Genomic DNA, 25,967 nt, shown 5'->3' with positions numbered 1-25,967 from the left:
ATTCTTTAGTTCAAGCGGTCTTTTTCTTCGGTATTTAAGTTCTTATTATTGTCGTGAAGGCGGGCGTTTCCGAAGTTATACCGAAAACCAACACGAAATAATCTGGATTCTGACTTGGCAAAATACCCGTTATCCTGATTGTAATATTTGGAGTTTAGCGGGATATTATTGGTGTCGAAAATATCATCGACGCCTATGTTGATACTTGCCCGATTATCCCAAAACGTTTTTCTGAAAGAAATAGATAGATTAAACTGATTTTCATACTTATAAGATCCGGAAATGAGATTGGATATATAAGTCGCAGTTATATCTGATGATAAATTGCTCTTTTTAGAGAGTGTAACACCGTTATAGATATAACCATAAAACCCGAAGGTGCTATTACTGTAGGTGTTTTCGTCGCTTTCTACGGAAAAGAATTTGTTTTCGAGATAAAAGGTCGAAGTTGTTAATTGAACTAACCACCAAGGCAAAAGGTTGTCGTAATACATAATATCGAGGCTGTATTGAAACTCATTAATAAGATTGCTGTCGATATTACGAATGATTCTATTTTCATTATCTTGAAATGTAAGTATATCCAGATTGTTTTCAATATCCTGATAGTATGCTTCAATAAACAACTTATTCTTATAATTATAGCTCAAGGTAAATGTGCTTTCAATCGCCGGCACTAATTCTGGGTTACCGCCATTAAAATTATTCTCGGTTATAAAATAACGGAAAGGGTTGAGACTTTGATATCTCGGTCTGTGTATGGATCTTTTATAGCTGGCGCCTACATTATTGTTGTCATTGATTGCATGATTTAATGATGCCGAAGGGAAAAATTCGAAATACTTTTGGGTATTGATTTTACCTAAAGAAAGTGATATCGCGTCGATGTGAGTATATTCTCCTCTCATTCCTGCTTCAAAATTCCAACTATCCCATTCTTTCGCAAAACTTAAATACTCACCATAAATATTCTCTTTATAATTAAAATCATCTGATAAATCCTTATTAAATGTTTGAATTCTATTTTCTATATCAAAAAAATCTAAGCCGCTTTCCGTATCTGTATCAGAGTACTTTATCCCTGCTTCAATTGTTCCCCCAAATAAAGCAGTGATAAGGTCTGCTTGTCCGGTTATAATATTACTTCGCTGACGGGCATTCGTGAAAAAACTATTATTACGTAGAAAAACACCATTAGGTAATCTATAAGTAGTTCCCACATTTTGTGTTTGATCTTTATCGTAGTCAATATAATTGACCGCCGCAGTTATTTTGGATCCTTCATCGTTTAAATCCAATGTATAATTAAGTCCATAAGATAGATTGTCGGTGTCGTTTTCCAGAACACTATGGGTTTTAAAAATGGAATCGAGCTCATGTTGAGAATTAAAAATTTCGGCTATTCCATTATTTTTATACGAAATATTTGGAGATATAAATATGGTAGCAGTAAGCCCCAGTGTTTGTTTTTCTGAAAGTTTAAAGTCGGCAATAATGTTAGCTTGATGCGCTTTAGATCTGGTTTTTCTGGTAAAATTAGTCTCCCAAATTGAATTTGTGCTTCCGTCCGGTTCGAAATATCGAATATGATTATCATCCTCCTTAATTTCAAACCGTGGGCTAAAACTATAGCTTCCGTAGAAATTAATCCATTTATTCTTATAAAAATGAGAAGTTCCAAAGTTGTACTTCGGAAATTCTGCCTGTTCATACCTGCCGTTAACATTCCCTTTATAACCAATAGAAATTGCTCTTGAAGTAATTATGTTTAACACCTTGCCTGCCTCAGCATCATATTTCGCCGACGGACTTGTAATAACTTCGATCGATTTTATGGTTGAAGCATCTGTATTCTGAAGCAGCGAAATCACTTCTGAAGAAGATAAATAAACCCTTTTTCCATTAATATAGATGGTAGGCGTGGTAAATTTAATTTTTATACTTTCTCCTATTACCACCACTCCCGGTGTTTTTTTGAGCAGATCGAACGTGCTACCAACGGACACGGATGTGTTTTCAACATTGAACACTAATTTTCCAGCTGTTTTCTGAATGGTAGGACGCTTGGCGGTAACTATTGCTTCATCCAGAAATTCGGTAGATTCATTTAAAATGATGATTCCGAGTTTTTTTTCTGAAACTACTTCGACTATCTGATCTACAGTTTCGTAGCCCACAAAACTAAAACTGATTTTAAATTTTCCTGCTTGTAAATTGGATATCTGAAAACTGCCGTCTTCATCGGTAGTAACACCAGTAAATGCTGAATCGGCTTCTAGTTCGTACAATAAAACGTTTGCAAAAGATATGGGCAACCCATCCGATCCCTCAACGATACCAGAAATAGTAGCGCTTTGTGAGAATATATTCACTGCAGTTAATAGCAGTATGGAGAGGATATAATTTTTCACAATTGTATAGCGAAACCGCCGGCTTCGGACATTTTTTGACTGGGTTTATCTTTTCTTTTTCTTACGTTCCTTATACTGAATGATTACAAAGGTAGCAATCATAATTAGCTAACATAAAAATATTACAATCTTTCTGCTAAAAAAGTCACAGTATTTACGTTACTTGATTAGATCTTGGTAAGAAAGCTTAGTTTTTAAGCTATATTTGCAAGCTCAAAGTACTCTAAGGTACACGCATATGAAGAATATTAGAAATTTTTGCATTATTGCACATATCGATCACGGTAAAAGTACATTGGCCGATCGATTGTTGGATGCAACAGGAACAGTTACTTCCCGGGAAAAGCAAGATCAGCTATTAGATAGTATGGATTTGGAACGGGAGCGTGGTATTACCATAAAAAGTCATGCTATCCAAATGGACTATGTCCATAAGGGTGAAAAATATACTTTAAATCTTATAGATACTCCGGGTCACGTAGACTTCTCATACGAAGTTTCTCGTTCGATAGCAGCTTGCGAAGGCGCTTTACTAATCGTAGATGCTGCTCAAAGTATACAGGCACAGACGATCTCAAATTTATATTTGGCTCTCGAAAACGATCTTACGATCATCCCTGTCTTGAATAAGGTGGATCTGCCATCGGCCAATATAGAAGAAGTTACAGACGATATTGTAGATCTTTTGGGCTGTGACCCTGAAGAAGTGATTCCGGCCAGCGCCAAAACAGGTGTTGGGATCGAAGAAATTTTAACCGCTATTATTGATCGAGTTCCTCCTCCAAAAGGAGATCCGAACCAATCGTTACAGGCATTGATCTTTGACTCGGTTTACAACCCATTCCGCGGGGTAGAAACTTACTTTAGAGTATTGAACGGAGAAATTTCCAAAGGACAACATATTAAATTTATGGCCACTGGCAAGTCATATTTTGCAGATGAAGTAGGTACTTTAAAACTAAAACAAGTGCCAAAAACGGTAATTAAAACCGGTGATGTAGGGTACTTAATTACTGGAATTAAAGAAGCAAAAGAAGTTAAAGTAGGTGATACCATTACAGATTCTAAGAACCCTACGACTAATATGGTCGAAGGTTTCGAAGATGTAAAGCCTATGGTTTTCGCAGGAATCTATCCTGTAGACACTGAAGAATATGAGGAATTGAGAAATTCTATGGAAAAATTACAACTTAATGATGCTTCTTTGGTGTTTCAACCAGAAAGCTCCGCAGCTCTTGGTTTCGGATTTCGTTGCGGTTTCCTCGGAATGTTGCACCTTGAGATTATTCAGGAGCGTTTGGAACGGGAATTTGACATGACGGTAATCACAACGGTTCCCAATGTTTCGTACCAGGCATACACTCATAAAGATCCCGAAACACCTATTTTGGTGAACAACCCTTCCGATTTACCAGAACCTTCTTCTTTAAATCGTGTCGAAGAACCTTATATAAAAGCGACTATCATTACTAAATCCGATTTTGTTGGAAACGTTATGTCACTTTGTATTGAAAAAAGAGGTGAAATTACCAATCAGACATATTTAACTACCGAGAGAGTAGAACTTTCTTTCGATATGCCGTTGGCAGAGATTGTTTTCGATTTCTACGATCGATTAAAAACAGTTTCAAAAGGCTATGCATCTTTCGATTATTCACCCATAGGATTACGCACCTCACAATTAGTGAAGGTAGATGTATTACTTAACGGAAACATAGTAGATGCTTTATCCGCTTTATTACACAAGGATAACGCCTATGACATTGGAAAAAAGATGTGTGAAAAATTACGTCAGTTAATCCCAAGGCAGCAATTTGATATTCCAATACAAGCTGCAATTGGAGCGAAAATCATCTCTCGTGAAACGGTTAAAGCACTTCGGAAAGATGTAACCGCTAAATGTTATGGTGGAGATATTTCTCGTAAGCGTAAATTACTTGAAAAGCAGAAAAAAGGAAAAAAACGTATGCGACAAGTGGGGAATGTAGAAATCCCACAAGAAGCATTTATGGCTGTTTTGAAGCTTAATGACTAATAACTATTATAAATAAAAAAGGCTGTCTATTAATAGACAGCCTTTTTTATTTACTTTGTTTTAGAAATTAATTACAGTCAACACCTGCAAGTTCCAATGAGGTTATAAGTTCCCCAAATGTTAGACCTCCTAAAGTTGAATTGATCGTAGTTCCACTTGTAGTAGCAGAATAAGTACCGTCACCATTATCACAATACTCAACCGAAGCACCCGATTGTGCTTGAACACATGTTTGGCAAGCACCGCTACCTTCATCTCCATTATCATCTTTTTTACAAGAAGTTGCAACTAATCCGATTACCAAGGCTGTAAAAATTAATTTTTTCATGTTTTTGTTTTTACGTTAAGTTGGCAAATATTGTGATAATCAAGAAGTTGAGCAAAAATTTCTTAATTTTTTCTTAAAAAACAGGGTTTTTCCCCTTTTAAACTAAGTAAAAGCTTGATACAAGAAACATCATATTTGAAAAGGACTAACTCATTGGATGTCATTGTTTTTAACCGTTAATTTGATTTTACTTTATCACATTTCCCAATTGTTTCGGGGTCAAAATGCAAACGATAAGTGTCTTCGACAAGCTCAGACTGACATTTTAAACTTAATTGACCTTTGGAATCACTTTAATAATACCACTAGTTTTTATCAAACAGCTTATGATTAACGTTATTTGAACCTACAAATCTTATCCGCCACAAGTCGCACCGGCTTCCACCAACCCACTAATGTAGGTGTCATAATTTGTTCCTGTATCCTGTCCATTGACTGACGCGTTCCCGTTACTTTCCTGGCAGACTGTAAAATCGGGGGTTTGATCTGAATTGCAAGTCGTACACGACCTCCCGTCATCATTACCACAAGAAGAGATTATAAAGCTAATGGATAGTGCAAAAATTAGAAAGGTAAATTTGTGGTTCATCATAAATTTATATGCTAAGAAAACGATTGATATGTTATTTTATTCTATCGGATTAAGTTGATTTTCGTCCTTTGTGGCATTTAAGACATCTTCAAAGTCCATTGGTTTTCCAAGATAAGCTACATGACTATCTGCTTCTACTGTCATTTCGGAAGGATCATCTATAAGATCGAGATGTCCTTCAGAATTCTTTAAAAACAGCGCAATAGCATTTCCCTCTTCTTCGATTATTGAAAGCACTCTTGAGAACTGACTGTTATTATTCACTTTGATTTCCTGAATAGAAGGAAAATCTCTGGCTACTTCCGAAAACTTGACGTAATCATGACTTAACGAAAATAATTTGGAGGATGCATTGTTTGAATTTGGGTTATTAGCTTCTCCTGTAGTCATTAATCTATACATTCCATTCTCTCCGAAAAGCTTTCCGAAGCGATTCAAAGCTTGTCTGTTAATTTCATCATTGCCAGTCATTGCAAGTAAGAAACCAACATCACTCAGCTCTATATTGTCTGTGAGATCGTCTACATATATATTGGCATTAATCGCGTCAAGGCCCAATTCTTTTGCTTTGTCAATATTTAAACGATTGGAGTCAATAAGTACTACATGTCTTTTATTTTTCAGAAGATAGCTGGCTATAAGTCTTGATACTTTTGATGCTCCAACTATCATGATTCCTTCAGATTCTTTCAGAAACACCCCTACTATTTTTGCTACAAAACGTGCTGTCGTAGCGTTTAAAAGCACTGTGATAAGAACTACCGCAAATACTAAGGGTGTGATATACTCAGCACCCGGTTCACCTGCTTGAACTAGTTTTGTTCCAAAAAGAGAGGCAATCCCTGCCGCTACAATACCTCTTGGACCTACCCAACTTATAAATATTTTCTCGTTCAATTTTAAGGTAGATCCTGCTGTACTTAGAAAAACTCCTAACGGCCGAAGTACAAAAATAATAATGGCCATAAGTACCGCTGTTTGCCAATTATATACAAGTAACAGATCATCCAGACTGATGTTCGCCGCCAATAATATAAAAAGGATTGATATAAGTAAAACACTTAGTGACTCTTTAAAATAAAGTAATTCTTTCAAATTTGGAAGGTCACTATTACCTAAAAACATTCCCATAACCACCACGGCAAGTAAACCCGATTCGTGAGCAAATAAGTCGCTCACGACAAAAACCATAAGTACCATCGACAATGAAACCACATTTGATAAATAATGAGGCACTACCTTTCGTTTTATGGCCTGATATAATGCAAAGCCACCAGATATTCCGAAAGCAAAACCAATAAGAACGATTTTTCCAAATTCTAATAGGGCTTCCTTAGTATATCCTCCTGAATGATCTTCAATAATGATAAATTCGAACACCAAAACGGCTACCAATGCACCTATGGGATCAATGAGAATTCCCTCCCATTTAAGCACTGCCGAAACATCCTTCTTAAGAGGAATATTCCTTAAAATCGGTGTTATTACAGTTGGACCGGTTACAATGATCAAGGCAGAAAATAGCACAGAAATTTTCCAACTTAACCCAAAAACAAAGTGTGCTGCTAGCGCACCGCCTATAAAGGTTATTGCCGAGCCTAAGCTAATAAGTTTACCAATAACAGAACCTACTTTAGTAATTTCTCCTCGTTTTAGAGTTAGTCCTCCTTCAAATAGGATGATTCCTATAGCAAGCGATACAAAATAAAAGAGTCCATCTCCCGGGAACAAACCTTTTTCGGAGTTCCAAATAGGTTGGATCCATTGCTGTCCGTCATCAGAAAGTAAGGTGGAAATCGGACCTACAAATAATCCGATGAGAATAAGTGGCAAGATTGCCGGTATTTTAAATTTCCAGGCAACCCATTGTGCGAATATTCCCAATATTATAATTCCCGCTAATTCTACCATTTTTTACTTTTAAACTTTAAAAATTAAATTTACAGGAATTGTTTAAATATGCGCTTTTATTTTAACTAAACATTATCAAAAGCCGATCTGCCAACTGTTTTTATAAAAAGTCTTATCTTTCAAAAAAATCAAAAAAACTCACTTGAACTCCAACCCCTTTCAAACCATTGCAATAGGAGTAGCTTTTTCACCCAACTTGAAGGCTAACCTTTACGAGGCGGCACGTCTGAGTGGTTTTTTTAATTCAAAATTGGTGTTGATCCACGTTGGAGAGCCTTCCGAAGAGAAAAAAAGCAAGATAAACGAAATTCTGGAACCCTTTATTAAAGAAGGAATATCCACCGAATTACTTTTTAGAGCTGGCGATCCCGTTGAAATCATTTTAGCTTGTGTAATTGAGAAAAAGGTAGATTTGCTTATCCTTGGAGCGCTTCAGAGAGAAAATTTTCTAAAATATTATGTCGGTTCAATAGCACGTAAAATTACTCGTAAGGCGCTTTGTTCTGTGTTATTGCACATTAATCCTTCGATTGAGCGCATACCTTGCAAACACATAGTCGTTAACGGCTTAAAAGACGAAAGAACCCAAGATGCAATCGCCGCGGCATTTTATATGGGGCACGCTCTACAAAGTGAGCAGCTTACCATCGTTGAAGAAATATCACAAGAAGAAATTGCGGTGAAGGTTGACGATGACAAATCTTTGAGAAGAGCCACGCTAATGAAAGAAAAACTTCGCAGACGAGAAGATTATCGAATAAAAGAGATCCTTGAAACAATTCCTGAGGAGCATAAAAAAAACATGTACATAAAAACCCAGCCTATATTTGGAAAAAGGGGATATTCTATCGGGCACTATGCTAAAGTAGTTCGTGCAGATCTACTTGTGATGAACGCCCCCGGAAAAATAGGCTTTTGGGATCGGTTTTTTCCACATGACATTGAGCATATTCTCACAGAATTACCTACAGATGTGTTAATTATTCAATGAGTAAAAAACAAAGCTCCATAAAAGTTTTTCTAAGTACACTCCCAAAAAATATATTCTCGGGGTTTGTAGTAAGCCTTATCGCGCTCCCACTTGGTTTGGGATTAGCGATGGCTAGTGAAGCACCACCTATCGCCGGGATTATCACTGCTGTGGTTGGAGGGTTGGTCGTATCGATACTAGGAGGCAGTCATATTACAATTACCGGTCCCGGGAACGGAATGGTTGGTGTTGTGCTTGTTGCCGTAACCACACTTGGTTTAGAAGGCGCTTATGCCGCGATTATTTGCTCGGGTGTAGTGATGATCTTATTAGGCTTTTTACGAATGGGAAAGTTAGCAGATTTCTTCCCTTCCTCTGCCATTCAAGGGATGTTGGCTGCAATTGGATTAATAATTTTAGGGAAACAGTTTCATATTATGCTTGCAAATAAGTTGTCTTTGGAAGCGAGTATTGATTATTTAATTGCTATTCCTGAAACCTTACTAACGGTAATCCACTTTCAGGATAAAGGTCTTATTTATGCCGCTATCGTAGGAGTGATTTCCTTGCTTATCATGATATTTTATGCCCGTATTCGCAATAAATACCTGCAGCTGATTCCTGCTCCAATGTGGATCGTTATTATTACTATCGGATTTAGTTATTACTACGAATATATTTTACAACAACCCAATCCCATATCTCCTATATACATGCTTTCGGGAATTCCTTCGGCCAATGAAATTATATCAGATTTGCCAACACCGCAATTTGGACTTTTTGCAACCATCCCCTTTTGGGCCAGTGTTTTCGCTTTAACCTTAATTGCGAGTATAGAGTCTTTATTAAGCATAAAAGCGGTGGATAAACTCGATCCGCTTAAAAGGAGGTCCAACGTAAATCGTGATCTCAAGGCCCTAGGACTGGCAACCATAGGGAGTGGTTTTTTAGGAGGTCTTAATGTAGTCACCGTAATTGCCCGAAGTTCGGTGAACGCTAATAACGGAGGTACTAACCGATCTTCGAACATGGCACATGCCCTGTTTCTTATACTTTTCATAGCGTTGTTTTCAACCCAATTAACGCGGATTCCATTACCTGCGTTAATGGCGATTTTAGTATATACTGGATACAAATTAGCGTCTCCAAAGTTGATTCGGAAGATATTTTCTGTGGGAAAAGAACAGCTAATAATATTCTTCGTAACGCTATTTGTCACTCTATTTGTGGATTTAATCACAGGTATAGCAGCCGGAGTATTAGTTACATTTATCCTCCATATTCTCGTGAACAGAAGTTTTCAGATGTTTTTTAGAAATGTCTTAAAACCAAATGTCCTTATGTACCGGGAGGAAAATGGTAATTACTATCTAAGTGTAAAACATTTTTGCAGCTTTCTTAATTATTATAAACTAAAAGAAAAGCTCAATGCCATTCCAGAAAGTGCCGATGTGGTGGTCGATTTTTCAATTTGCGAATTTGTGGATCACACGGTAATGGAAAACCTTCATGGATATCAAGATCTGTTCTTAAAAAGAGGCGGTCATTTCGAATTGATTGGTCTGGATCTTCATGGAGCAGATTCAAACCATCCTTTTGCACAGCGAAGAATGATCCCGGACTTGGGATTCCTGACGAGTAATTTAACGAAAAGGCAAAAAACACTTCAGGAAATAGCAGACAATTTCAATCTTAATTACGAATCAGAAAAGACACAGAATTCACATTTTTTAGATAATTTTCATTTTTTTAGAACTAAAAAAGTTGAAAACGTTTACAACCGTTTGTTTAATACAGAAAACACATTTCGTATTTTTGATATCAATTATTCAGAAGGAGAATTTATAGCCAAGGAAAATGTAAAAACTACTATGCTTCATATAAAATTGAATCATGAAATTCCACAGTTTACACTTGACAGGGAGGGGTTTTTGGAGCGGGTTTATGCATTGGCCGGATTTGCAGATATTCCTATTCACAATCATAGTGACTTCTCAAAGCGCTTTTATCTGCTAGGTGAAAATCGCACCGAAATTCAGATGTTTTTTAGTGATAAAATCGTTCAATTTTTTGAAAGCAATCCCTATTATCACGTAGAATCGAATGGAGCTTCACTGCTTGTTTTTGGTAAAGAACGTGTCGCGGGTGTGAAAGAAATCAAAGCTTTATATGATTTTGGCAGAAGACTGCGAGAAGTAATTCCTTAACTAGTTTTCAAATTTTCTCGATTGTTTTTGTTCTCTTCGGAAAGAAAATATTTCATTATTGCGTTTTTATAGGGCGTTGGGACGTTCTTTTTTCTTAATAAACCCTTAACGTCCTACCTCATTTACAACAGTTTTAGTATTTTGCGACTTCTAATATTGAAGATGAAGTTATATCCAATTGAAGCGGGGAATTTTAAATTAGATGGAGGCGCCATGTTTGGTGTTGTTCCGAAGTCCCTTTGGTCCAGAACCAATCCTGCAGATAGCAATAATATGATCGATATTGCAGCCCGCTGTTTACTAATTGAAAACGGCGATCGCCTAACTCTTATCGACACCGGTATGGGAAATAAGCAAAGTGATAAATTCTTTGGTTATTATTTCCAATGGGGTGATTTCAATATCGATGACTCTTTAAAAAAACATGGTTTTCATCGAGATGATATAACCGATGTTTTTATGACGCACCTTCATTTTGATCATTGTGGTGGAAGCGTACAATGGAATAAAGATAGAACCGGCTACGAACCAGCTTTTAAAAATGCTACTTATTGGAGTAATGAACGTCATTGGGAATGGGCAACCAAGCCGAATCGTCGTGAGCAGGCTTCTTTTCTGAAAGAGAACATTCTTCCTATGCAAGAGAGTGGTCAACTGCGTTTTGTAGGCGATGCACATAGTTTTCTTTCTTCGGAAAAAAACAATGGAGATGCGAATTTTTCCGAAGCAAAAGAAATGGATTTCAGTATTTTCTTTGCAAACGGACATACCGAAAAGCAAATGATACCCCAAATCAATTATAAAGGTAAAACTGTTGCTTTTATGGCAGATCTATTACCTACCGCCGGACATTTACCCCTTCCTTTTGTGATGGGATACGATACCAGACCTTTATTAACCATGCCCGAAAAGGAGATTTTTCTGAATAAGGCTGCCGACAATAATTACTATTTATTTCTAGAGCATGATGCTCATAATCAAATAATTACAGTTAAACACACTGAAAAAGGTGTAAGACTGAATGAATCATTTACTTTTAGCGAACTTTTTAATTAATTAAGAATCTTATGAAAATTTTCAAATCTGCATTGCTTGTAGCCGCTGCTGCAATTATTACCAGTTGTGGTGGAGGTGTAGCTCCCATTATTTCAACTCCTATTGCTAATATAGACACGCTTCCATTGAAAGTGGCTCCTTTAACGGAATCTCAAACCAAAAAATGGGGCGCATTCGACCTTTTACGAGACACTATTCCAGGAATGAGTGTTGACAGGGCGTATAACGAAATCTTAAGTAAAAGAACGGGACAGAAAGTAATTGTTGCAGTAATTGATAGTGGTATTGATATCGAACATGAAGACCTTAAAAATATAATCTGGACTAATCCAAAGGAGATAGCCGGAAATGGTATAGATGATGATAAAAATGGATACGTAGACGATATTCATGGCTGGAATTTTCTTGGTGATATTGTAGCCGAGAATATGGAGTATGTTCGTATCATAAAGAAACTTAAGCCAAAATATGAAGGAAAAACTGACAGTTCTATTGGAGCTTCAGATAGAGCCGAATTCGCGATGTACCAACAAGCAATGGCCGAATACGAAAAAGACGCTCAGGAGGCAATGGCTAATCAAGCGCGTTACGAACAGATACTTTCGCAGGTAAAGCCGGCTCATGCCGCTATTACTAAAAAATTAGGGAAAGCAGATTATACTACAAAAGACTTAAATGCTATTACAAATGCTTCGGAAGAGGAACAACAGCAAATCGCAAGCTTAACGCAAATGCTGAGCTTTGGTGGCAGTGTTCCGGAAGTAATTGAACAACTTGAAGGAGGGATTGAATATTTTGGTGGAAGACTTGATTCTCACTTTAGTATGACATCTAATTTTAGAAGTGTATTGGGAGATAATCCAGAAGATATAAATGACAAATATTACGGTAACAACGATGTTGACGGACCAGATCCTAAAAAAGAAGATGCTAAACATGGAACTCACGTAGCAGGAATTATCGCTGCACAACGTAACAACGGTATTGGAATGGACGGTGTAGCAAACAATGTTGAAATCATGGTAGTTCGTGCTGTTCCTGACGGTGATGAGTACGATAAGGACATCGCACTCGCAATTCGATATGCAGTAGATAATGGCGCAAAAGTGATTAATACCAGCTTCGGAAAATATTATTCTCCTCATCCTGAATGGGTTTGGGATGCTATAAAATATGCTTCTTCAAAGGATGTGTTAATTGTTAACGCTGCTGGAAATGAAGGAATCAATTTAGATGCTAAACAAGTTTATCCGAACGATCAAGAAGGTACCGGAGCTGAAATGGGTGATACTTTTATCACAATTGGAGCTCTCAATTATAAATACGGAAGTGAATTGGTAGCGACCTTTTCTAACTTTGGAAAATCGAATGTAGACGCTTTTGCTCCAGGTGTAAAAATCTGGTCTTCAACTCCTTTAAATACTTACGAATACTTACAGGGAACTTCTATGGCTTCTCCAGCAGTAGCTGGTGTTGCCGCAGTTGTAAGGTCTCAATACCCAAACCTTTCAGCAAAACAAGTGAAGCAGATCTTAATGAATAGCGGATTATCATCAAACTCACCTGTTATTCTTGGTGGTGACCCTTCAAACCAGGACAACTTTTCGAATATTTCGAAGTCTGGAAAAATGGTAAATCTTTACAACGCCTTGATTATGGCTGATAAAATGTCTAAATAATGAAATTACTTTTAAGCAGTATATTAACAATAGTGCTAATGGCTCCGGCTGTTGCACAAAATAATTTCTCTTACTGGCAACAAAAAGTCGATTACAAGATGGAAATCGATATGGATGTGAAAACCCATCAGTATAAAGGAAAACAGGAATTAGTGTACACGAATAATTCACCCGATACTTTAAACAGGGTTTTTTATCACTTGTATTTTAATGCTTTTCAACCGGGAAGTGAGATGGATGTTCGTTCGCGAACCATCGAAGATCCTGATGGTCGAGTAGCAGATCGTATTGCGAAGTTAATGCCTTCGGAAATTGGCTTTATCAAACCACTTTCTTTAACTCAAGATGGAGTTGCTTTAGATTATGAAGTAGTTGGAACTGTACTTGAAGTAAGTTTGAACAAATCTATTTTACCCGGAGCAAGTACTACTTTCAAAATGGAATGGGATGCACAAGTTCCACTTCAGATACGAAGAAGTGGTCGCGATAATGCCGAAGGAGTTGCTTTGTCTATGGCACAATGGTACCCTAAATTGGCCGAATACGATTTCGAAGGATGGCATGCCGATCCCTACATCGGACGTGAATTTCACGGTGTTTGGGGTGACTTTGATGTGACCATTACAATTGATGAAAACTATACTATTGGAGGTACCGGATATTTACAAAATCCTGCAGCCGTTGGACACGGTTATTCATTACCAGGACAAAAGACCATGAAGCCTAAAAAAGGCAAATATACCTGGCATTTTGTAGCTCCCAATGTACATGACTTTACATGGGCTGCCGATAACGAGTATATTCATGATATGATTACTGGTCCGAATGATGTTGAACTTCATTTTTTCTATAAGGACAATCCTGAGATAAAAGAGAATTGGAAAAATTTGCAAGCGAAAACTGCCGAAATGATGGTGTTTTTCAATGAAAACATTGGTCCTTATCCATACAAACAGTACTCTGTAATTCAAGGAGGTGATGGTGGAATGGAGTATGGGATGTGTACTTTAATCACCGGAAACCGAAAGTTTGAAAGTTTGGTTGGTGTAACTGCACATGAAATGGCTCACTCTTGGTTTCAATTCTTATTGGCTACCAACGAACTTAAACACGAATGGATGGACGAAGGTTTCACTTCCTATATTTCTGATGAAGCCATGAACGTGATTATGAAGGAGGAAAATCCTAACCCTCATGCAGGTTCTTACAGAGGTTATTTATATCTGGCCACGAGTGGTAAAGAACAACCACAATCGACACAGGCGGATCGCTATGCCAGTAATCGTGCATATGGAATCACCGCCTATTCAAAAGGATCTGTGTTTTTGGCACAATTGGGATATGTAATAGGAAATGAGAACTTAAAGAAAACAATTAAACGTTATTTTAAAGATTTCGCATTTAAGCACCCAACGCCGAATGACTTCATTCGAGTTGCTGAAAAAGTTTCAGGATTCGAATTGGGTTGGTATTTAACAGACTGGACTCAAACTACTAACACTATTGATTATGAAATAAAAAGTGTGGTAAATGATGGCAACAAAACAACGGTAACTCTAGGGAGAAATGGCCTAATGCCAATGCCTATCGATCTTTATGTAACGTATGAAGACGGCTCTCAGGAGTCTTTTTACATTCCGTTACAAATGGCACGTGCCGAAAAACCGAATCCATTTCCTAATCTTACACGGGTTGTCTTAAGTGATTGGGCCTGGTCGTATCCCGAATATGTTTTCGAGATCAACAATGGTAAAAAAGTAAGAAATATGATGATTGACGCGAGTCTTAGAATGGCAGATATCAATCCTGAAAATAACATTTACGAAGAGCAATAATTCTTTTTTTAAATTCTGAAAAACCCCGTTCTCCATAGATTACGGGGTTTTTTATTATCCTAAAATTGTACCTTTACCCAATGAATTTTCGTCTCCCTCCGTCCGAAAAACTAAAAAGTTCAAAAACCATCGCACAAATTTTCGATGAGGGGAAGTCTTTTTCAAAATTTCCTATTAAGTTTATTTTTATTCCTCTCGAAAACACTCAAAAAACAAGAGCTGCGTTTGCGGTACCAAAGCGTAATTTTAAATTCGCAGTAACTAGAAATCGTATAAAAAGACAACTTCGCGAAGTCTACCGTCTCCAAAAACCTCATTACTTGTTAAATAGCGGCAAGAATTTTGCATTGCTCATTCTATTCGTAGGTAAAGATAAACCGCAATATGCTCAATTGGAAAAATCCATGATAGCCTTGCTTAAAAAATTAGAGGATGAAAATAGTTAGTGTTTTATTATTCGTAATTCTTTTGTCGTGCAACGACAACTCAAGCACTCCCGGCCCTCTGGGAGAAACAAACGAAATTTCACATAAAGAGATGTCGGAATCGGAAGTATCTATGATAGAAGCTTCAGACGACGCTTTTACTCAAGGTCTGGTTCCAACACCTCAAGAACAAAAAATCATTAAAACCGCCCGCTTAGTGTTCGAAACTAAAGATGTGGAGGCAACTCAAACAAATATTTTAAAAGTTGCGGGCCAGTATAAAGGGTTTATTCAAAGTGATAATTCGGGGAAAAGCTATAACAGATTGTATCGGAATATGGTGATAAGAGTACCTACAGAGAGTTTTCAAATTTTTATTGATGGTATTTCTGAAGGCGTTTCGTATTTCGATCAAAAGGAGATTAATCGTCAGGATGTTTCCGAAGAATTTGTAGATCTACAGGCTCGTTTAAAAGCAAAGCGTGAGCTCGAAAACCGCTATCTTGAATTGTTGAAACAAGCTAAAAATGTAAAGGAAATGCTGGAGATAGAAAGGGAGCTTTCTACTATTCGGGAAGAGATCGAAGCCAAACAAGGACGTTTGCAATTTCTCGAAAACCGGGTTTCCATGAGTACTATTAGCTTAGAATTTTATAAATTGACTGCAGAAACGGGAATTACACAATCCTATGGTCAGAAAATGATCAATTCCCTTAAAGGTGGATGGGATGGTGTTTCAGTATTTTTATTGGGTGTTTTATACCTTTGGCCACTTTTTGTCGTTGCATTGATAGTTGTTTTTGTGCTTCGGAAAATCTTGAAACGCAATAAAAAGTAGTCAGTTTCAATCGCTTCCGAAGTACACAAGAAAAAAATTGTAATTCAGTTTCGTTTCCTTCCGAAGGAAAAAAATCAACACCTATTTTAAAATCGGTGCTAAAAAACCTCATTATGAAAAAGAAAATATTACTACCCATTCTCGCCTTAGGAATCCTTTTGACAACTGTGAGTTTTAAAAGTGATTTCTTTGAAATTGCCAAACAGATTGAAATTTTTACTACCCTATATAAGGAATTAAACATGAATTATGTGGATGAGGTAACGCCTGCAACCCTTATGGATAAAGCGATAAAAGGAATGCTGGACGATCTCGATCCGTATACCGTATATTGGAATGAGCAGCAAGTGGAAGATGCACGAATCAACAATTCAGGGGTGTATACCGGGATAGGTGCGACGGCCAGAACGATAGATAAAAAGATCATTATCATGGAGCCTTTTAAAGATTATCCGGCAGATAAAGCAGGATTAAAGGCTGGTGATGAAATTATTAAAATTGGCGCTGTGAACGTATCAGATTTTGAAGATGATGCGGGAGAATTACTAAAAGGTGCTCCGGGCTCTAAAGTAGAACTTACATACCTAAGACAAGGAAAAACAAATGTTACAACACTTACAAGGGAGGCTATCGATGTTCACGCGGTTCCGTTTTTTAAGCTTATTAACAATGATATTGGGTATATCGTTCTTACAAAATTCAACCGTAAAACTACTTCCGAAACCAAGGCGGCTCTTCAGGAATTAAAGACTCAAGGAGCGAAGAAGATCATTTTAGATCTTAGAGGAAATCCCGGCGGACTTTTAAACGAAGCTATTGATGTGGTTAATCTTTTTGTGCCCAAAGGCGAAGTTATTACGACCACGAAATCGGTAATTGAAAAATACAACAAGACCTATAAAACCCGCAACGAGCCTATAGATACTGAAATTCCTCTGGTTGTTCTTGTAAATGGTCGAAGTGCGTCCGCCAGTGAGATTGTTTCAGGAGGCTTACAAGACTTGGACCGTGCTGTAGTTGTGGGTGCCAGAAGTTTTGGAAAAGGCTTGGTACAACGTCCCAAAAAACTAACCTATGGTACTCAATTAAAGGTTACAATTTCTCGATATTATACGCCTAGTGGAAGATGTATTCAGGCTTTAGATTACTGGAATCGCGATGAAAATGGTGATCCGGTTCGTAAGGATGCCAAAGAATACAATTCGTTCAAAACTAAAGGGGGTAGAACCGTTTTTGACGGCGGTGGAATTTTACCTGATATTGAATTGGAAACGGCTGTTTTTAGTCCGGTGACCACGGCTTTGCTAAAAGACAATGCTATTTTCGATTATGCCACGGAATATTATTATGGTCATGAACTAAGCGACTGGAACAATTTTAAATTTGATGAAGCCGAATTTCAGAAATTTATACGTTTTCTGAAGAACAATAGCTTCGAATATGAGACGGAAACCGAGAAAGAATTTGCAGAAGCGCTTCGTCGCGCGGAAGATGATGATCTAAACACTGAAATTGCTGCGAGTTATAACCAATTAATGGCTGCTGTTGATTTGGCCAAGGACAAGGCTGTTGTTGCTAAAAAAGCAGAGATTATGTCCTTACTTTCAGATGAGATTCTGAAGCGTTATTTCTACCGTGAGGGTTTATATAATTATCAAATCGTACATAATCCTGAAATTTTGGAGGCTGTTTCGGTTTTGAACAACGAAAAACGATATCAGAAAATATTGAAGTAAGCTGGTCCTCGATACTTATTGGAAATTCGTAACGCTCTTTCCAATTCACTCGAACTGACATGCTTTATATTTATATCAGTAAACAAAATGAAAAGCTAATTTGGAGTCTTTTTTGAACTTTTTTGAAACCATGCCCATTTGGATGAAAGCCGGATGGGTGTTTTTTTGTCTGGCGTTTTTCTGGCTATTAGAAGGTTATTACAGCTTAGTGAAGCTTCCCTACAAAAAATGGCGACATGCAAGAACAAACCTTGTTTTACTTCTATTTGTAATGATTATCAATGCCCTCTTCGGAATAACTACCGTGGGCATCTTTATTTGGTTGGACGAAAGTAAATTTGGTCTTTTACACCTTTTTGAAGCGCCTGTTTGGATAAAATTACTGGTATCCATCATGATTTTAGATCTTATTGCTCAATATGGTGTTCATTATTTACTGCATAAGGTAAAATGGATGTGGCGACTTCATATTGTTCATCATAGCGATAAAAATGTGGATGCTACCACGGGAACGAGGCATCATCCATTCGATTTTATTATCCGTGAGAGTTTTGCTTTGGTTGCGGTAATAATAACCGGAATGCCAATTGCATTCTATTTCTTTTATCGCATACTGTCTGTAATTTTCACCTACTTTACTCACGCCAATATTTCCTTGCCAATTTGGATGGACAAAGGGCTTAGCTATGTAATTGTCACACCTGATATGCATAAATTTCACCATCACTACCAACTTCCATGGACCGATTCTAATTATGGAAACATGCTTTCTATTTGGGATAGGATGTTTGGTACTTTTGTTTATAGCGATACTTCTCAAATACAATACGGACTTGATATTTCAGATCTTACTGATGACGAAAATATTGGAGTACAATTAGGAATTCCTTTTAATCGAGAGGTACGTTCAAAAAAGAGTTAACAGCGCGTTAACAGTGATTCCACCTTATTTTTCGTATCATGTAGGTTATGGTACAAGTAGATAAAGCTGAGAATGAAGAAATTCTCCAAGATTCAATTACATATTTAGAAAATCACGGTTTCGAAAACATTAAAGCCGATTTTGAAGGATTCGAAACTCCAAAATCCTATCACAAAAAAGGTAGTGATGAAACTATCACACCGGATATAGTCGCAGAACGCGCAGGAATTAAGCATTACTTTGAAATTAGTTTGAAGTCTAAAAAGCCCATTTTACTAAAATCAAAATGGAGGTTCTTAGACGTTATTTCACGGATGCGAAATCAGCGTTTCAAAATAATTACGCGGAAAGGACATTATAAATTCACTCAGGAAATGCTCGAAGATTTAAACCTTCAGAAAAAACTCATCAAGCTGTAACCATTGCAATATGGGGGATACCGTCCTCTAAATATCCCTCGCCAGTAGTTTGAAATCCGTGAGATTCGTAGAATTTTATAAGATATGTCTGAGCTGAAAGTTTAATTTTTTTAACTCTATATAGGTCATTTATGGCTTTTATGGAGGCTTTCATAATATCATGTCCGTATCCGTATTTTCTCTCTTTTTCATCTACAACCACTCTACCAATTGACGCTTCTTCAAAATAGATTCCGGGTTTAAAACATCTGGTATAAGCAACAACCCTACCTTCTTTTTTACCTATAATGTGTAAGGCTTTACTGTCTTTATCATCGAGATCTTGGTACACACAGTCCTGTTCAACAACGAAGACTTCAGAACGAAGTCGTAGCAGGTCATACAGCTCATAAATATCTAGCGCATCGAACTCTTGTATACTTATATCCATTTTAAACCGTCTTAAATATATTTTTAGTTTAAGCTAAATCCTAGGTGGTTATTGACTTGCTTTAGGACTTAGATTTAAAGCTTAATCCTGTACAATAATATCCTTGGGATCATCTTTGTTGTATTCCGGCTGAATTGTCACGTGATTTATGCCAAATTTATGAAATAAAATCTCCTCTATTTCTTCTGAAATGCCATCAAATTCAGAAATAGTGATATCTTTTTTAAATTCGACATGAGCTTCAAGGTGAGTTTCACTTTCATTGAGCTGCCAGATATGCATATGATGGAGATTACTAATTTCCGGGATTACTGAAAGTGCTGTATTTATTTTTTCAGGATCAACTTCTTTAGGTGTAAAAAGCATTAGTACCCGATATGAGCTTTTTAATAAATCGTAACCCATAATTAATAGATAGGCGGCAATTAGAACTGTAAGAACACTATCTACCCAAAACCAACCATAGTATTTCATAAGCAAACCGCCCACTAAAACAGCCACAGATGCAGCCATATCAGTAAAAAGATGCAGATATGCTGAACGCATATTCATATTGTCTTTAGAGTCTTTCCGAAGCAATAAAACACTTAATCCGTTCACAATAATGCCTAATAATGCTAACCAGATAACAATCCCGCTTTCAATTTCTTGCGGATCAAGAAACCGAAGCACTGCCTCATAAATAAGATATATTGCAACAATAACTAAGGATGCAGCATTTATAAATGCCGCCATAATCTCAGCCCGCTTATAACCAAATGTCTTTGATGTCGAAGCATCCTTTTTTGAGTAGCGATCGGCTACATAACTCACTATCAGTGAAAGGACATCACTAAAGTTATGAAGCGCATCGGATAGTAAAGACAAACTACCGGAAATGATACCTCCAACAGCTTGCGCCACTGTAATAAGAATATTTAAAAATATAGAAACAAGAAGTTTTCTACCTTTTAAATCGGTTGATGCATGATCATGAGAATGCGCCATACATTATAGTTATGAACAGGCTATTTTTTCAACACGAAGTTTATGACGGCCACCGGCAAAAGGAGTGTCTAAAAATGTTTGAACCATTTCCACAGCTTGGTGTTCACTTGTAAAACGTGCTGGAATACTTAAAATATTCGCATCATTATGTTCTCTGGCTAAGGCTGTAATTTCTTTAGTCCAACAAAGCGCTGAACGAACTTTTTGATGTTTATTAGCAGTCATATTCGCTCCATTTCCACTTCCGCAGATAATAATTCCGAAATCTACCTTTGCATTTTCAACATCCTGGGCAACCGGATGCACAAAATCTGGATAATCTACACTATCGTTAGTATTGGTTCCATAATTTACAACCTCATGACCTTCCTTTTTAAGAAAATCTGAAATTGTATTTTTATACTCGGTTCCAGCGTGATCATTACCAATTGCTATTTTCATCTTGAAAGTTTTTACAAATATACTCTTTAGTTCTAATAAGTACCCAATTAGAAGGGATTGGCACAGTAAATTATTTCAATTTCATAGCGTTCACTAGTTCTTAACCTTTAGCTCTCAATTTAGTTAACAAGGCTGTTGATATATAAGGTTGCGATTATTAAAACTAAAGTTGCTAAGTTCCCTTTTATTTACAATACCAATTAATAAGTAGATAATACAATTTTTAACTGCTTCAGTTATGTTCAACTTATGAGGTCTAAATTGTAATTTTCAAACAAGTTTAATGAAAAATCTTATTAAAAATGAGTTGTTCAACAAGGTTATAAACAGTTGTTCATTAAATATGCTAAACACTTATTTTTCAGAAGAAAATACAACTCACAACTTGTTGATAAGCTATCTGTAACTAGCGAAAACTTTCATTCAAAGGAAACATAGAAAAAGTTATACTACATATTAACACCCTATCATCATCACCATTTTATATTTTAATTTTTAAAAAAAGAAAGATGTATATGTAATAGATGTTGATAACTAAGATTTAAACAATTCTCATTTCTGAAGGATTATTGAGATCACTCATAATTTGTTTAGCTTCTTCTATATCGTTTTTATGCACCTGTAATCTAATTCCGCCAAAAGCGTTTGAGTGAAAAGGTAGTACACCTATCATAGTTTCGTGTAAAAAAACATACCGAATTTCGTGCTGGTCGAAAAGTAATTTAAGTACTACGTATTCGCTGGGAAAAGTAAATATTGCAATGGTTTCAAAGTCTTCCATACTATCATTACTGAGGCATTAACAAGGTACTAAATCTTTATTAATATCGCTATTCTATTGATTTAGAAAGCGTACTTTTACCGGAATTAAATTAAAACAATGCCAAAAAATAAAAAAACGGCTAAGAAACAGAAAATAGGAAACCTTTCACAAAGCATATTAGCGATTCTTCGGAAGGACCATTCTCAGCCATACAATTACAAACAGATTGCAGCAAAATTAGGAGTAGACGATGCAAGTAGCCGCAATCAAATCATTAAAAAACTCAAAGATTTTCAAGGAAAAGGAACCATTCAAGAAATTGAAAGGGGAAAATATATACTTACACCTTCCAAAAATTATTATACCGGAAGGGTTGATATTGCAGGACGTGGTCAAGGTTATATTATTGTTGAAGATCTGGAAGACGATATTTTTGTTAGCAATAAAAATCTAAATAAAGCCTTAAACGGTGATATTGTTGAAGTCTACGTTTTCAAACGAAAAAAGGGAGGTAAATCTGAAGGTGAGATTACTAAAATAATCGAACGTAAGAAAACTGAATTTGTAGGAACTATTCAAGTTCAGGAAAATTTCGCTTTTGTGGATATTACCGATCATAAAATGCACACCGATATTTTTGTTCCAAAGAATAAAATCAATGGCGCTAAAAATGGTGAAAAAGTGTTGGTTCTTATGGAAGATTGGCCCGAAAAAGCCGATTCTCCTTTTGGATCTGTTCTGAAAGTTCTTGGAATGCCGGGAGAGCATAATACAGAGATTCATTCAATCTTAGCACAGTATGGTTTACCTTATGAGTTTCCAGCTGAAGTTGAAGAATTCGCAAATAAGATAGATACGAAAATCAATTCCGAAGAAATTAAAAAACGTCGGGATATGCGAAAAACGCTGACGTTTACGATTGATCCAAAAGATGCTAAGGATTTCGATGATGCTTTATCGTTTGAAACAATGGAGAATGGTAATTATGAAATCGGAATTCACATTGCAGATGTATCGCATTATTTACAAACAGGAACAATTCTGGACGATGAAGCTTACGAAAGAGCAACTTCAGTTTACTTAGTAGATAGAGTAGTTCCAATGTTGCCTGAAGTATTATCAAATGGCGCTTGTTCGTTGCGTCCTAATGAAGAAAAATACACTTTTTCTGCAGTTTTCGAAATGAATAAAAAGGCAGAAGTTGTTAAAAAATGGTATGGAAGAACGGTTACCTACAGTGATGCGAGATTTGCGTATGAGGAAGCACAACATATTATTGAAACAAATGATTCTTCAAACCAAAATAATAATAATCTACAATTAAAAATACCTGCAGATATTTCGATTATCGACAAAGAATACGCGGTAGATAAACCAATTGCAGAGGCTATTTTAGAAATGGATCGCCTTGCTAAGATTCTTCGGAAAGATAGGATGCGGGATGGTGCTATTTCTTTCGATAAAGTGGAAGTAAAATTTAAGTTGGATGAAAATAGTAATCCAGCCGGCGTGTATTTCAAAGAAAGTAAAGATGCTAATAAGCTAATTGAAGAATTTATGCTTTTAGCAAATCGATCGGTTGCCGAATTTATCGGAAAACACGATAAAGGAGGAGAGAAAAAGACCTTTGTTTATAGAGTTCATGACGAACCGGATGATCAGAAAATTGCAGCTTTGGAGAATATAATCAAACGTTTTGGGTATAAATTGGATACGCGAGATAGAAAATCTACTTCTCAATCTTTGAATAAATTATTGAGTGATGTACAAGGTAAAAAAGAACAAAATTTAATCGATACTTTGGCAATACGAAGTATGAGTAAGGCTGTGTATACTACTAATAATATTGGGCATTACGGACTTTCTTTCGATTATTATACTCACTTTACTTCACCAATTAGAAGATATCCGGATGTAATGGTACATCGATTATTACAACGATATTTAGACGGTAAAAAATCTGCCAAACAGGATGATTATGAGGAAAAATGTGGGCATTCCAGTGAAATGGAAAACCTCGCAGCTAATGCCGAAAGAGACAGTGTAAAATACATGCAGGTTAAGTATATGCAGGATCACAAGGATCAGGACTTTTTAGGAGTAATTTCGGGTGTAACTGATTGGGGAATTTATATAGAAATCGTTTCTAATAAATGCGAAGGAATGGTTCGTTTACAGGATTTAAGAGACGATCATTATACCTTCGACCAGGAACAGTATGCTGTAGTGGGTCAACGAACAAATAATACATATGTTCTGGGTGATGAAGTGTATGTGAAGGTGAAAAATGCAGATCTGGTAAAGAAACATTTGGACTTCATTATGCTGGGATCTAAAGAAGATTACGAGAATTAACTGTAACATTTCCAGTACTCAAAGGTCTTTATAGAAACTAAAAACTATTGGTATGAAATCAGCACAACTTTTATTAGTCTTCTTTATTTCTGCAACACTTTTTGCACAATCTACAGTTGAAAAAAATATCGGAGATTTTAATGAGCTCAAAGTATATGATCTTATTGAAGTAAACTTTATTAAATCTGATGTAAATCAGGTAGCAATTAAAGGAGAAAAAACGGAAAGTGTAAAGGTGATAAATGACAACGGCACACTTAAAATACGCATGAATCTCGACGAGCGTTTCGACGGAAACAAAACCTTTGTTGAGGTCTATTACACAAGCATTGATATCCTGGACGCTAATGAAGGTGCCAAAATCGTGTCTAATGAAGCGATAGAACAGGAAAAGATCGAGTTGAGATCGCAGGAGGGTGGAAGGATAAAAGTTGGTTTACAAGTGAATCATGCAGAAATAAAGGCCGTATCGGGAGGTATTATTGAAGCTTCCGGTATGGCTGAAAGTCAAAATATTGTATTAAACACAGGTGGAATTTTTGAGGGAAGAGAACTACAAACTCAGGATACTACAGTTAAAGTGACCGCAGCAGGTGAAGCTGAAGTAAATGCTTCGGAAAAAGTTACTGCAAAGGTTACTGCTGGAGGAGATATTGATATCTACGGTAACCCAAAAGAAGTAAACAAAAAGAAGTTTGCCGGAGGAAGGATTCGAGTTATCAATTAATTCGATAATTCGTTAGAAAGCCACTTTCAGAAAAAACAAATTTGTATTTTTACGAAATATGTTTGATGGTTTGTTGTATGCGGCATTTTACGGATTCCTATTGGCGTTTGCGATAGGACCTGTCTTTTTTACACTTATAGAAACCAGTATTACCAAAGGTTTTAAAGCAGGATTATTCTTCGATCTTGGGGCTATGGCAGCCGATATAATCTTTATTTTAATTGCCTTTTATAGTACAAGTAAAATTCTTGAAAAAGTAAAAGATGATCCAGGATTACTCATTTTTGGAGGTGCTGTTTTAATCGCTTATGGAATCATATCTTATATCCGAACTGCCAAATCTTTTATAAAAATAGCAAGGGAACATTACGCTGTAAACGTAAAGAAGAATTTAGGAGGTTTATTTCTGAAAGGTTTTCTCCTCAATTTCGTAAATTTTGGTGTATTAGCCGGTTGGATAGGAACAATTATAATGGCAAATGCATTAACAACTTCAGATAACGGGGTGTTTTGGTTTCTTACTACTGTCCTAGTTACATTTTTCTCAACCGACCTTCTGAAGATAACTTTAGCTAAAAAATTGAAAAGTAAAATGACGCCTCGTTTTATCTTTAAAACAAAAAAATGGGTAAGTATACTTATCGCTGGTTTTGGTGTATTAATGTTATTACAGGGTATTTTTCCAAATGAAGTGAAAGCAGGCCTTGAGCGAATTCCAGGACAAGAACATCCTTTAGAAAAACCAATTCCACCGGTGGAAGATGTATCCCATTAATTTGTTTTATTTTTTCTGAAACTATAGTAGCGGCATCAAGCGCCCCGAAGCCTCGGGGGAACCACTGTAGAATAACCACTCAACTCCATAAAAAAACCCTCAGTTTTCACTGAAGGTTCTTTGGA

Annotated in this window: 22 protein-coding genes; 14 read left to right on the top strand and 8 right to left on the bottom strand. The window is 36.5% G+C overall.

Annotated features, from left to right (window positions below):
* Positions 1–5: 5 nt before the first annotated feature.
* On the bottom strand, positions 6–2,411 hold the full coding sequence (locus tag BXY75_RS02195; protein ID WP_121906059.1) for a TonB-dependent receptor domain-containing protein: 2,406 nt from the start codon (positions 2,409–2,411) through the stop codon (positions 6–8).
* Positions 2,412–2,649: 238 nt separating this feature from the next.
* On the opposite strand from BXY75_RS02195, the gene lepA reads away from it, so the two are divergent.
* The gene (gene lepA / locus BXY75_RS02190) at positions 2,650–4,446 is read left to right on the top strand and encodes a translation elongation factor 4 (RefSeq protein WP_121906058.1); all 1,797 of its coding nucleotides are present in this window, start codon (positions 2,650–2,652) and stop codon (positions 4,444–4,446) included.
* A gap of 67 nt (positions 4,447–4,513) precedes the next feature.
* Here lepA and BXY75_RS02185 read toward each other — a convergent pair whose 3' ends face one another.
* From BXY75_RS02185 to BXY75_RS02175, 3 genes are all read right to left on the bottom strand, one after another.
* Positions 4,514–4,774, bottom strand: a complete 261-nt coding sequence (locus BXY75_RS02185; protein WP_121906057.1) for a hypothetical protein — start codon at positions 4,772–4,774, stop codon at positions 4,514–4,516.
* A 355-nt stretch (positions 4,775–5,129) separates the two neighbouring features.
* The gene (locus tag BXY75_RS02180) at positions 5,130–5,366 is read right to left on the bottom strand and encodes a hypothetical protein (protein ID WP_147437215.1); all 237 of its coding nucleotides are present in this window, start codon (positions 5,364–5,366) and stop codon (positions 5,130–5,132) included.
* Between the two features lie 36 nt (positions 5,367–5,402).
* The gene (locus BXY75_RS02175) at positions 5,403–7,277 is read right to left on the bottom strand and encodes a cation:proton antiporter (protein WP_121906055.1); all 1,875 of its coding nucleotides are present in this window, start codon (positions 7,275–7,277) and stop codon (positions 5,403–5,405) included.
* A 142-nt stretch (positions 7,278–7,419) separates the two neighbouring features.
* Between BXY75_RS02175 and BXY75_RS02170 the strand changes: the two genes are divergently transcribed.
* From BXY75_RS02170 to BXY75_RS02125, 10 genes are all read left to right on the top strand, one after another.
* Positions 7,420–8,268, top strand: a complete 849-nt coding sequence (locus tag BXY75_RS02170) for a universal stress protein (protein WP_121906054.1) — start codon at positions 7,420–7,422, stop codon at positions 8,266–8,268.
* The gene (locus BXY75_RS02165) at positions 8,265–10,454 is read left to right on the top strand and encodes a SulP family inorganic anion transporter (protein WP_121906053.1); all 2,190 of its coding nucleotides are present in this window, start codon (positions 8,265–8,267) and stop codon (positions 10,452–10,454) included. Before BXY75_RS02170 ends, BXY75_RS02165 begins: the two co-directional genes overlap by 4 nt.
* A gap of 162 nt (positions 10,455–10,616) precedes the next feature.
* On the top strand, positions 10,617–11,510 hold the full coding sequence (locus BXY75_RS02160) for an MBL fold metallo-hydrolase (RefSeq protein ID WP_121906052.1): 894 nt from the start codon (positions 10,617–10,619) through the stop codon (positions 11,508–11,510).
* Positions 11,511–11,521: 11 nt separating this feature from the next.
* Entirely contained in the window at positions 11,522–13,189 is a 1,668-nt protein-coding gene (locus BXY75_RS02155) for a S8 family peptidase (RefSeq protein ID WP_121906051.1), read from the top strand.
* The gene (locus BXY75_RS02150) at positions 13,189–15,024 is read left to right on the top strand and encodes a M1 family metallopeptidase (RefSeq protein WP_121906050.1); all 1,836 of its coding nucleotides are present in this window, start codon (positions 13,189–13,191) and stop codon (positions 15,022–15,024) included. The genes BXY75_RS02155 and BXY75_RS02150 overlap by 1 nt, the downstream gene beginning before the upstream one ends.
* Before the next feature lie 65 nt (positions 15,025–15,089).
* Positions 15,090–15,470: a ribonuclease P protein component gene (gene rnpA / locus BXY75_RS02145; protein ID WP_245962905.1), complete on the top strand. Its 381-nt coding sequence runs from the start codon at positions 15,090–15,092 to the stop codon at positions 15,468–15,470.
* Positions 15,457–16,287 (top strand): DUF4349 domain-containing protein, encoded by an 831-nt coding sequence (locus tag BXY75_RS02140; RefSeq protein ID WP_121906048.1) that lies wholly within the window; start codon positions 15,457–15,459, stop codon positions 16,285–16,287. Before rnpA ends, BXY75_RS02140 begins: the two co-directional genes overlap by 14 nt.
* 113 nt (positions 16,288–16,400) lie before the next feature.
* Positions 16,401–18,023: a S41 family peptidase gene (locus tag BXY75_RS02135; protein WP_121906047.1), complete on the top strand. Its 1,623-nt coding sequence runs from the start codon at positions 16,401–16,403 to the stop codon at positions 18,021–18,023.
* 112 nt (positions 18,024–18,135) lie between these two features.
* On the top strand, positions 18,136–18,945 hold the full coding sequence (locus BXY75_RS02130) for a sterol desaturase family protein (protein WP_245962904.1): 810 nt from the start codon (positions 18,136–18,138) through the stop codon (positions 18,943–18,945).
* A gap of 47 nt (positions 18,946–18,992) precedes the next feature.
* Positions 18,993–19,364 carry a hypothetical protein gene (locus BXY75_RS02125; RefSeq protein ID WP_121906045.1) on the top strand — a complete coding sequence of 124 codons (372 nt, stop codon included), beginning with the start codon at positions 18,993–18,995 and terminating at the stop codon, positions 19,362–19,364.
* Here BXY75_RS02125 and BXY75_RS02120 read toward each other — a convergent pair.
* The 4 genes from BXY75_RS02120 to BXY75_RS02105 all read right to left on the bottom strand — a co-directional run bounded on the left by BXY75_RS02120 (position 19,354) and on the right by BXY75_RS02105 (position 22,003).
* Positions 19,354–19,794 (bottom strand): GNAT family N-acetyltransferase, encoded by a 441-nt coding sequence (locus tag BXY75_RS02120; RefSeq protein WP_121906044.1) that lies wholly within the window; start codon positions 19,792–19,794, stop codon positions 19,354–19,356. The two genes, BXY75_RS02125 and BXY75_RS02120, sit on opposite strands and share 11 nt — an antisense overlap.
* A gap of 81 nt (positions 19,795–19,875) precedes the next feature.
* Complete coding sequence (locus BXY75_RS02115; protein ID WP_121906043.1) at positions 19,876–20,781, bottom strand: cation diffusion facilitator family transporter; 906 nt, start codon at positions 20,779–20,781, stop codon at positions 19,876–19,878.
* A 9-nt stretch (positions 20,782–20,790) separates the two neighbouring features.
* The gene (gene rpiB, locus BXY75_RS02110; RefSeq protein WP_121906042.1) at positions 20,791–21,222 is read right to left on the bottom strand and encodes a ribose 5-phosphate isomerase B; all 432 of its coding nucleotides are present in this window, start codon (positions 21,220–21,222) and stop codon (positions 20,791–20,793) included.
* 541 nt (positions 21,223–21,763) lie between these two features.
* Positions 21,764–22,003, bottom strand: coding sequence for a DUF2007 domain-containing protein (locus BXY75_RS02105; protein WP_121906041.1), 240 nt, complete (start codon positions 22,001–22,003; stop codon positions 21,764–21,766).
* Positions 22,004–22,102: 99 nt separating this feature from the next.
* Between BXY75_RS02105 and rnr the strand changes: the two genes are divergently transcribed.
* From rnr to BXY75_RS02090, 3 genes are read left to right on the top strand one after another with little or no spacing between them, the layout of a single operon-like run.
* The gene (gene rnr, locus BXY75_RS02100; protein ID WP_121906040.1) at positions 22,103–24,340 is read left to right on the top strand and encodes a ribonuclease R; all 2,238 of its coding nucleotides are present in this window, start codon (positions 22,103–22,105) and stop codon (positions 24,338–24,340) included.
* A 52-nt stretch (positions 24,341–24,392) separates the two neighbouring features.
* Positions 24,393–25,067 (top strand): head GIN domain-containing protein, encoded by a 675-nt coding sequence (locus tag BXY75_RS02095; protein WP_121906039.1) that lies wholly within the window; start codon positions 24,393–24,395, stop codon positions 25,065–25,067.
* A 58-nt stretch (positions 25,068–25,125) separates the two neighbouring features.
* Complete coding sequence (locus tag BXY75_RS02090) at positions 25,126–25,842, top strand: LysE family translocator (RefSeq protein WP_121906038.1); 717 nt, start codon at positions 25,126–25,128, stop codon at positions 25,840–25,842.
* Positions 25,843–25,967 lie beyond the last annotated feature (125 nt).

The sequence above is a fragment of the Ulvibacter antarcticus genome, from assembly GCF_003688405.1.
Taxonomy (GTDB): domain Bacteria; phylum Bacteroidota; class Bacteroidia; order Flavobacteriales; family Flavobacteriaceae; genus Ulvibacter; species Ulvibacter antarcticus.
The sequence above is the reverse complement of the archived record's forward strand: the minus strand, read 5'-3'. Positions and strand labels throughout refer to the sequence as shown.

Excerpts from the sequence above, each read along its gene's own strand:
- lepA (WP_121906058.1), top strand. The coding sequence starts at position 2,650 with ATGAAGAATATTAGAAATTTTTGCATTATTGCACATATCGATCACGGT.
- BXY75_RS02185 (WP_121906057.1), bottom strand. The coding sequence starts at position 4,774 with ATGAAAAAATTAATTTTTACAGCCTTGGTAATCGGATTAGTTGCAACT.
- BXY75_RS02180 (WP_147437215.1), bottom strand. The coding sequence starts at position 5,366 with ATGATGAACCACAAATTTACCTTTCTAATTTTTGCACTATCCATTAGC.
- BXY75_RS02175 (WP_121906055.1), bottom strand. The coding sequence starts at position 7,277 with ATGGTAGAATTAGCGGGAATTATAATATTGGGAATATTCGCACAATGG.
- BXY75_RS02165 (WP_121906053.1), top strand. The coding sequence starts at position 8,265 with ATGAGTAAAAAACAAAGCTCCATAAAAGTTTTTCTAAGTACACTCCCA.
- BXY75_RS02160 (WP_121906052.1), top strand. The coding sequence starts at position 10,617 with ATGAAGTTATATCCAATTGAAGCGGGGAATTTTAAATTAGATGGAGGC.
- BXY75_RS02155 (WP_121906051.1), top strand. The coding sequence starts at position 11,522 with ATGAAAATTTTCAAATCTGCATTGCTTGTAGCCGCTGCTGCAATTATT.
- BXY75_RS02150 (WP_121906050.1), top strand. The coding sequence starts at position 13,189 with ATGAAATTACTTTTAAGCAGTATATTAACAATAGTGCTAATGGCTCCG.
- BXY75_RS02140 (WP_121906048.1), top strand. The coding sequence starts at position 15,457 with ATGAAAATAGTTAGTGTTTTATTATTCGTAATTCTTTTGTCGTGCAAC.
- BXY75_RS02135 (WP_121906047.1), top strand. The coding sequence starts at position 16,401 with ATGAAAAAGAAAATATTACTACCCATTCTCGCCTTAGGAATCCTTTTG.
- BXY75_RS02125 (WP_121906045.1), top strand. The coding sequence starts at position 18,993 with ATGGTACAAGTAGATAAAGCTGAGAATGAAGAAATTCTCCAAGATTCA.
- BXY75_RS02120 (WP_121906044.1), bottom strand. The coding sequence starts at position 19,794 with ATGGATATAAGTATACAAGAGTTCGATGCGCTAGATATTTATGAGCTG.
- BXY75_RS02115 (WP_121906043.1), bottom strand. The coding sequence starts at position 20,781 with ATGGCGCATTCTCATGATCATGCATCAACCGATTTAAAAGGTAGAAAA.
- rpiB (WP_121906042.1), bottom strand. The coding sequence starts at position 21,222 with ATGAAAATAGCAATTGGTAATGATCACGCTGGAACCGAGTATAAAAAT.
- BXY75_RS02105 (WP_121906041.1), bottom strand. The coding sequence starts at position 22,003 with ATGGAAGACTTTGAAACCATTGCAATATTTACTTTTCCCAGCGAATAC.
- rnr (WP_121906040.1), top strand. The coding sequence starts at position 22,103 with ATGCCAAAAAATAAAAAAACGGCTAAGAAACAGAAAATAGGAAACCTT.
- BXY75_RS02095 (WP_121906039.1), top strand. The coding sequence starts at position 24,393 with ATGAAATCAGCACAACTTTTATTAGTCTTCTTTATTTCTGCAACACTT.
- BXY75_RS02090 (WP_121906038.1), top strand. The coding sequence starts at position 25,126 with ATGTTTGATGGTTTGTTGTATGCGGCATTTTACGGATTCCTATTGGCG.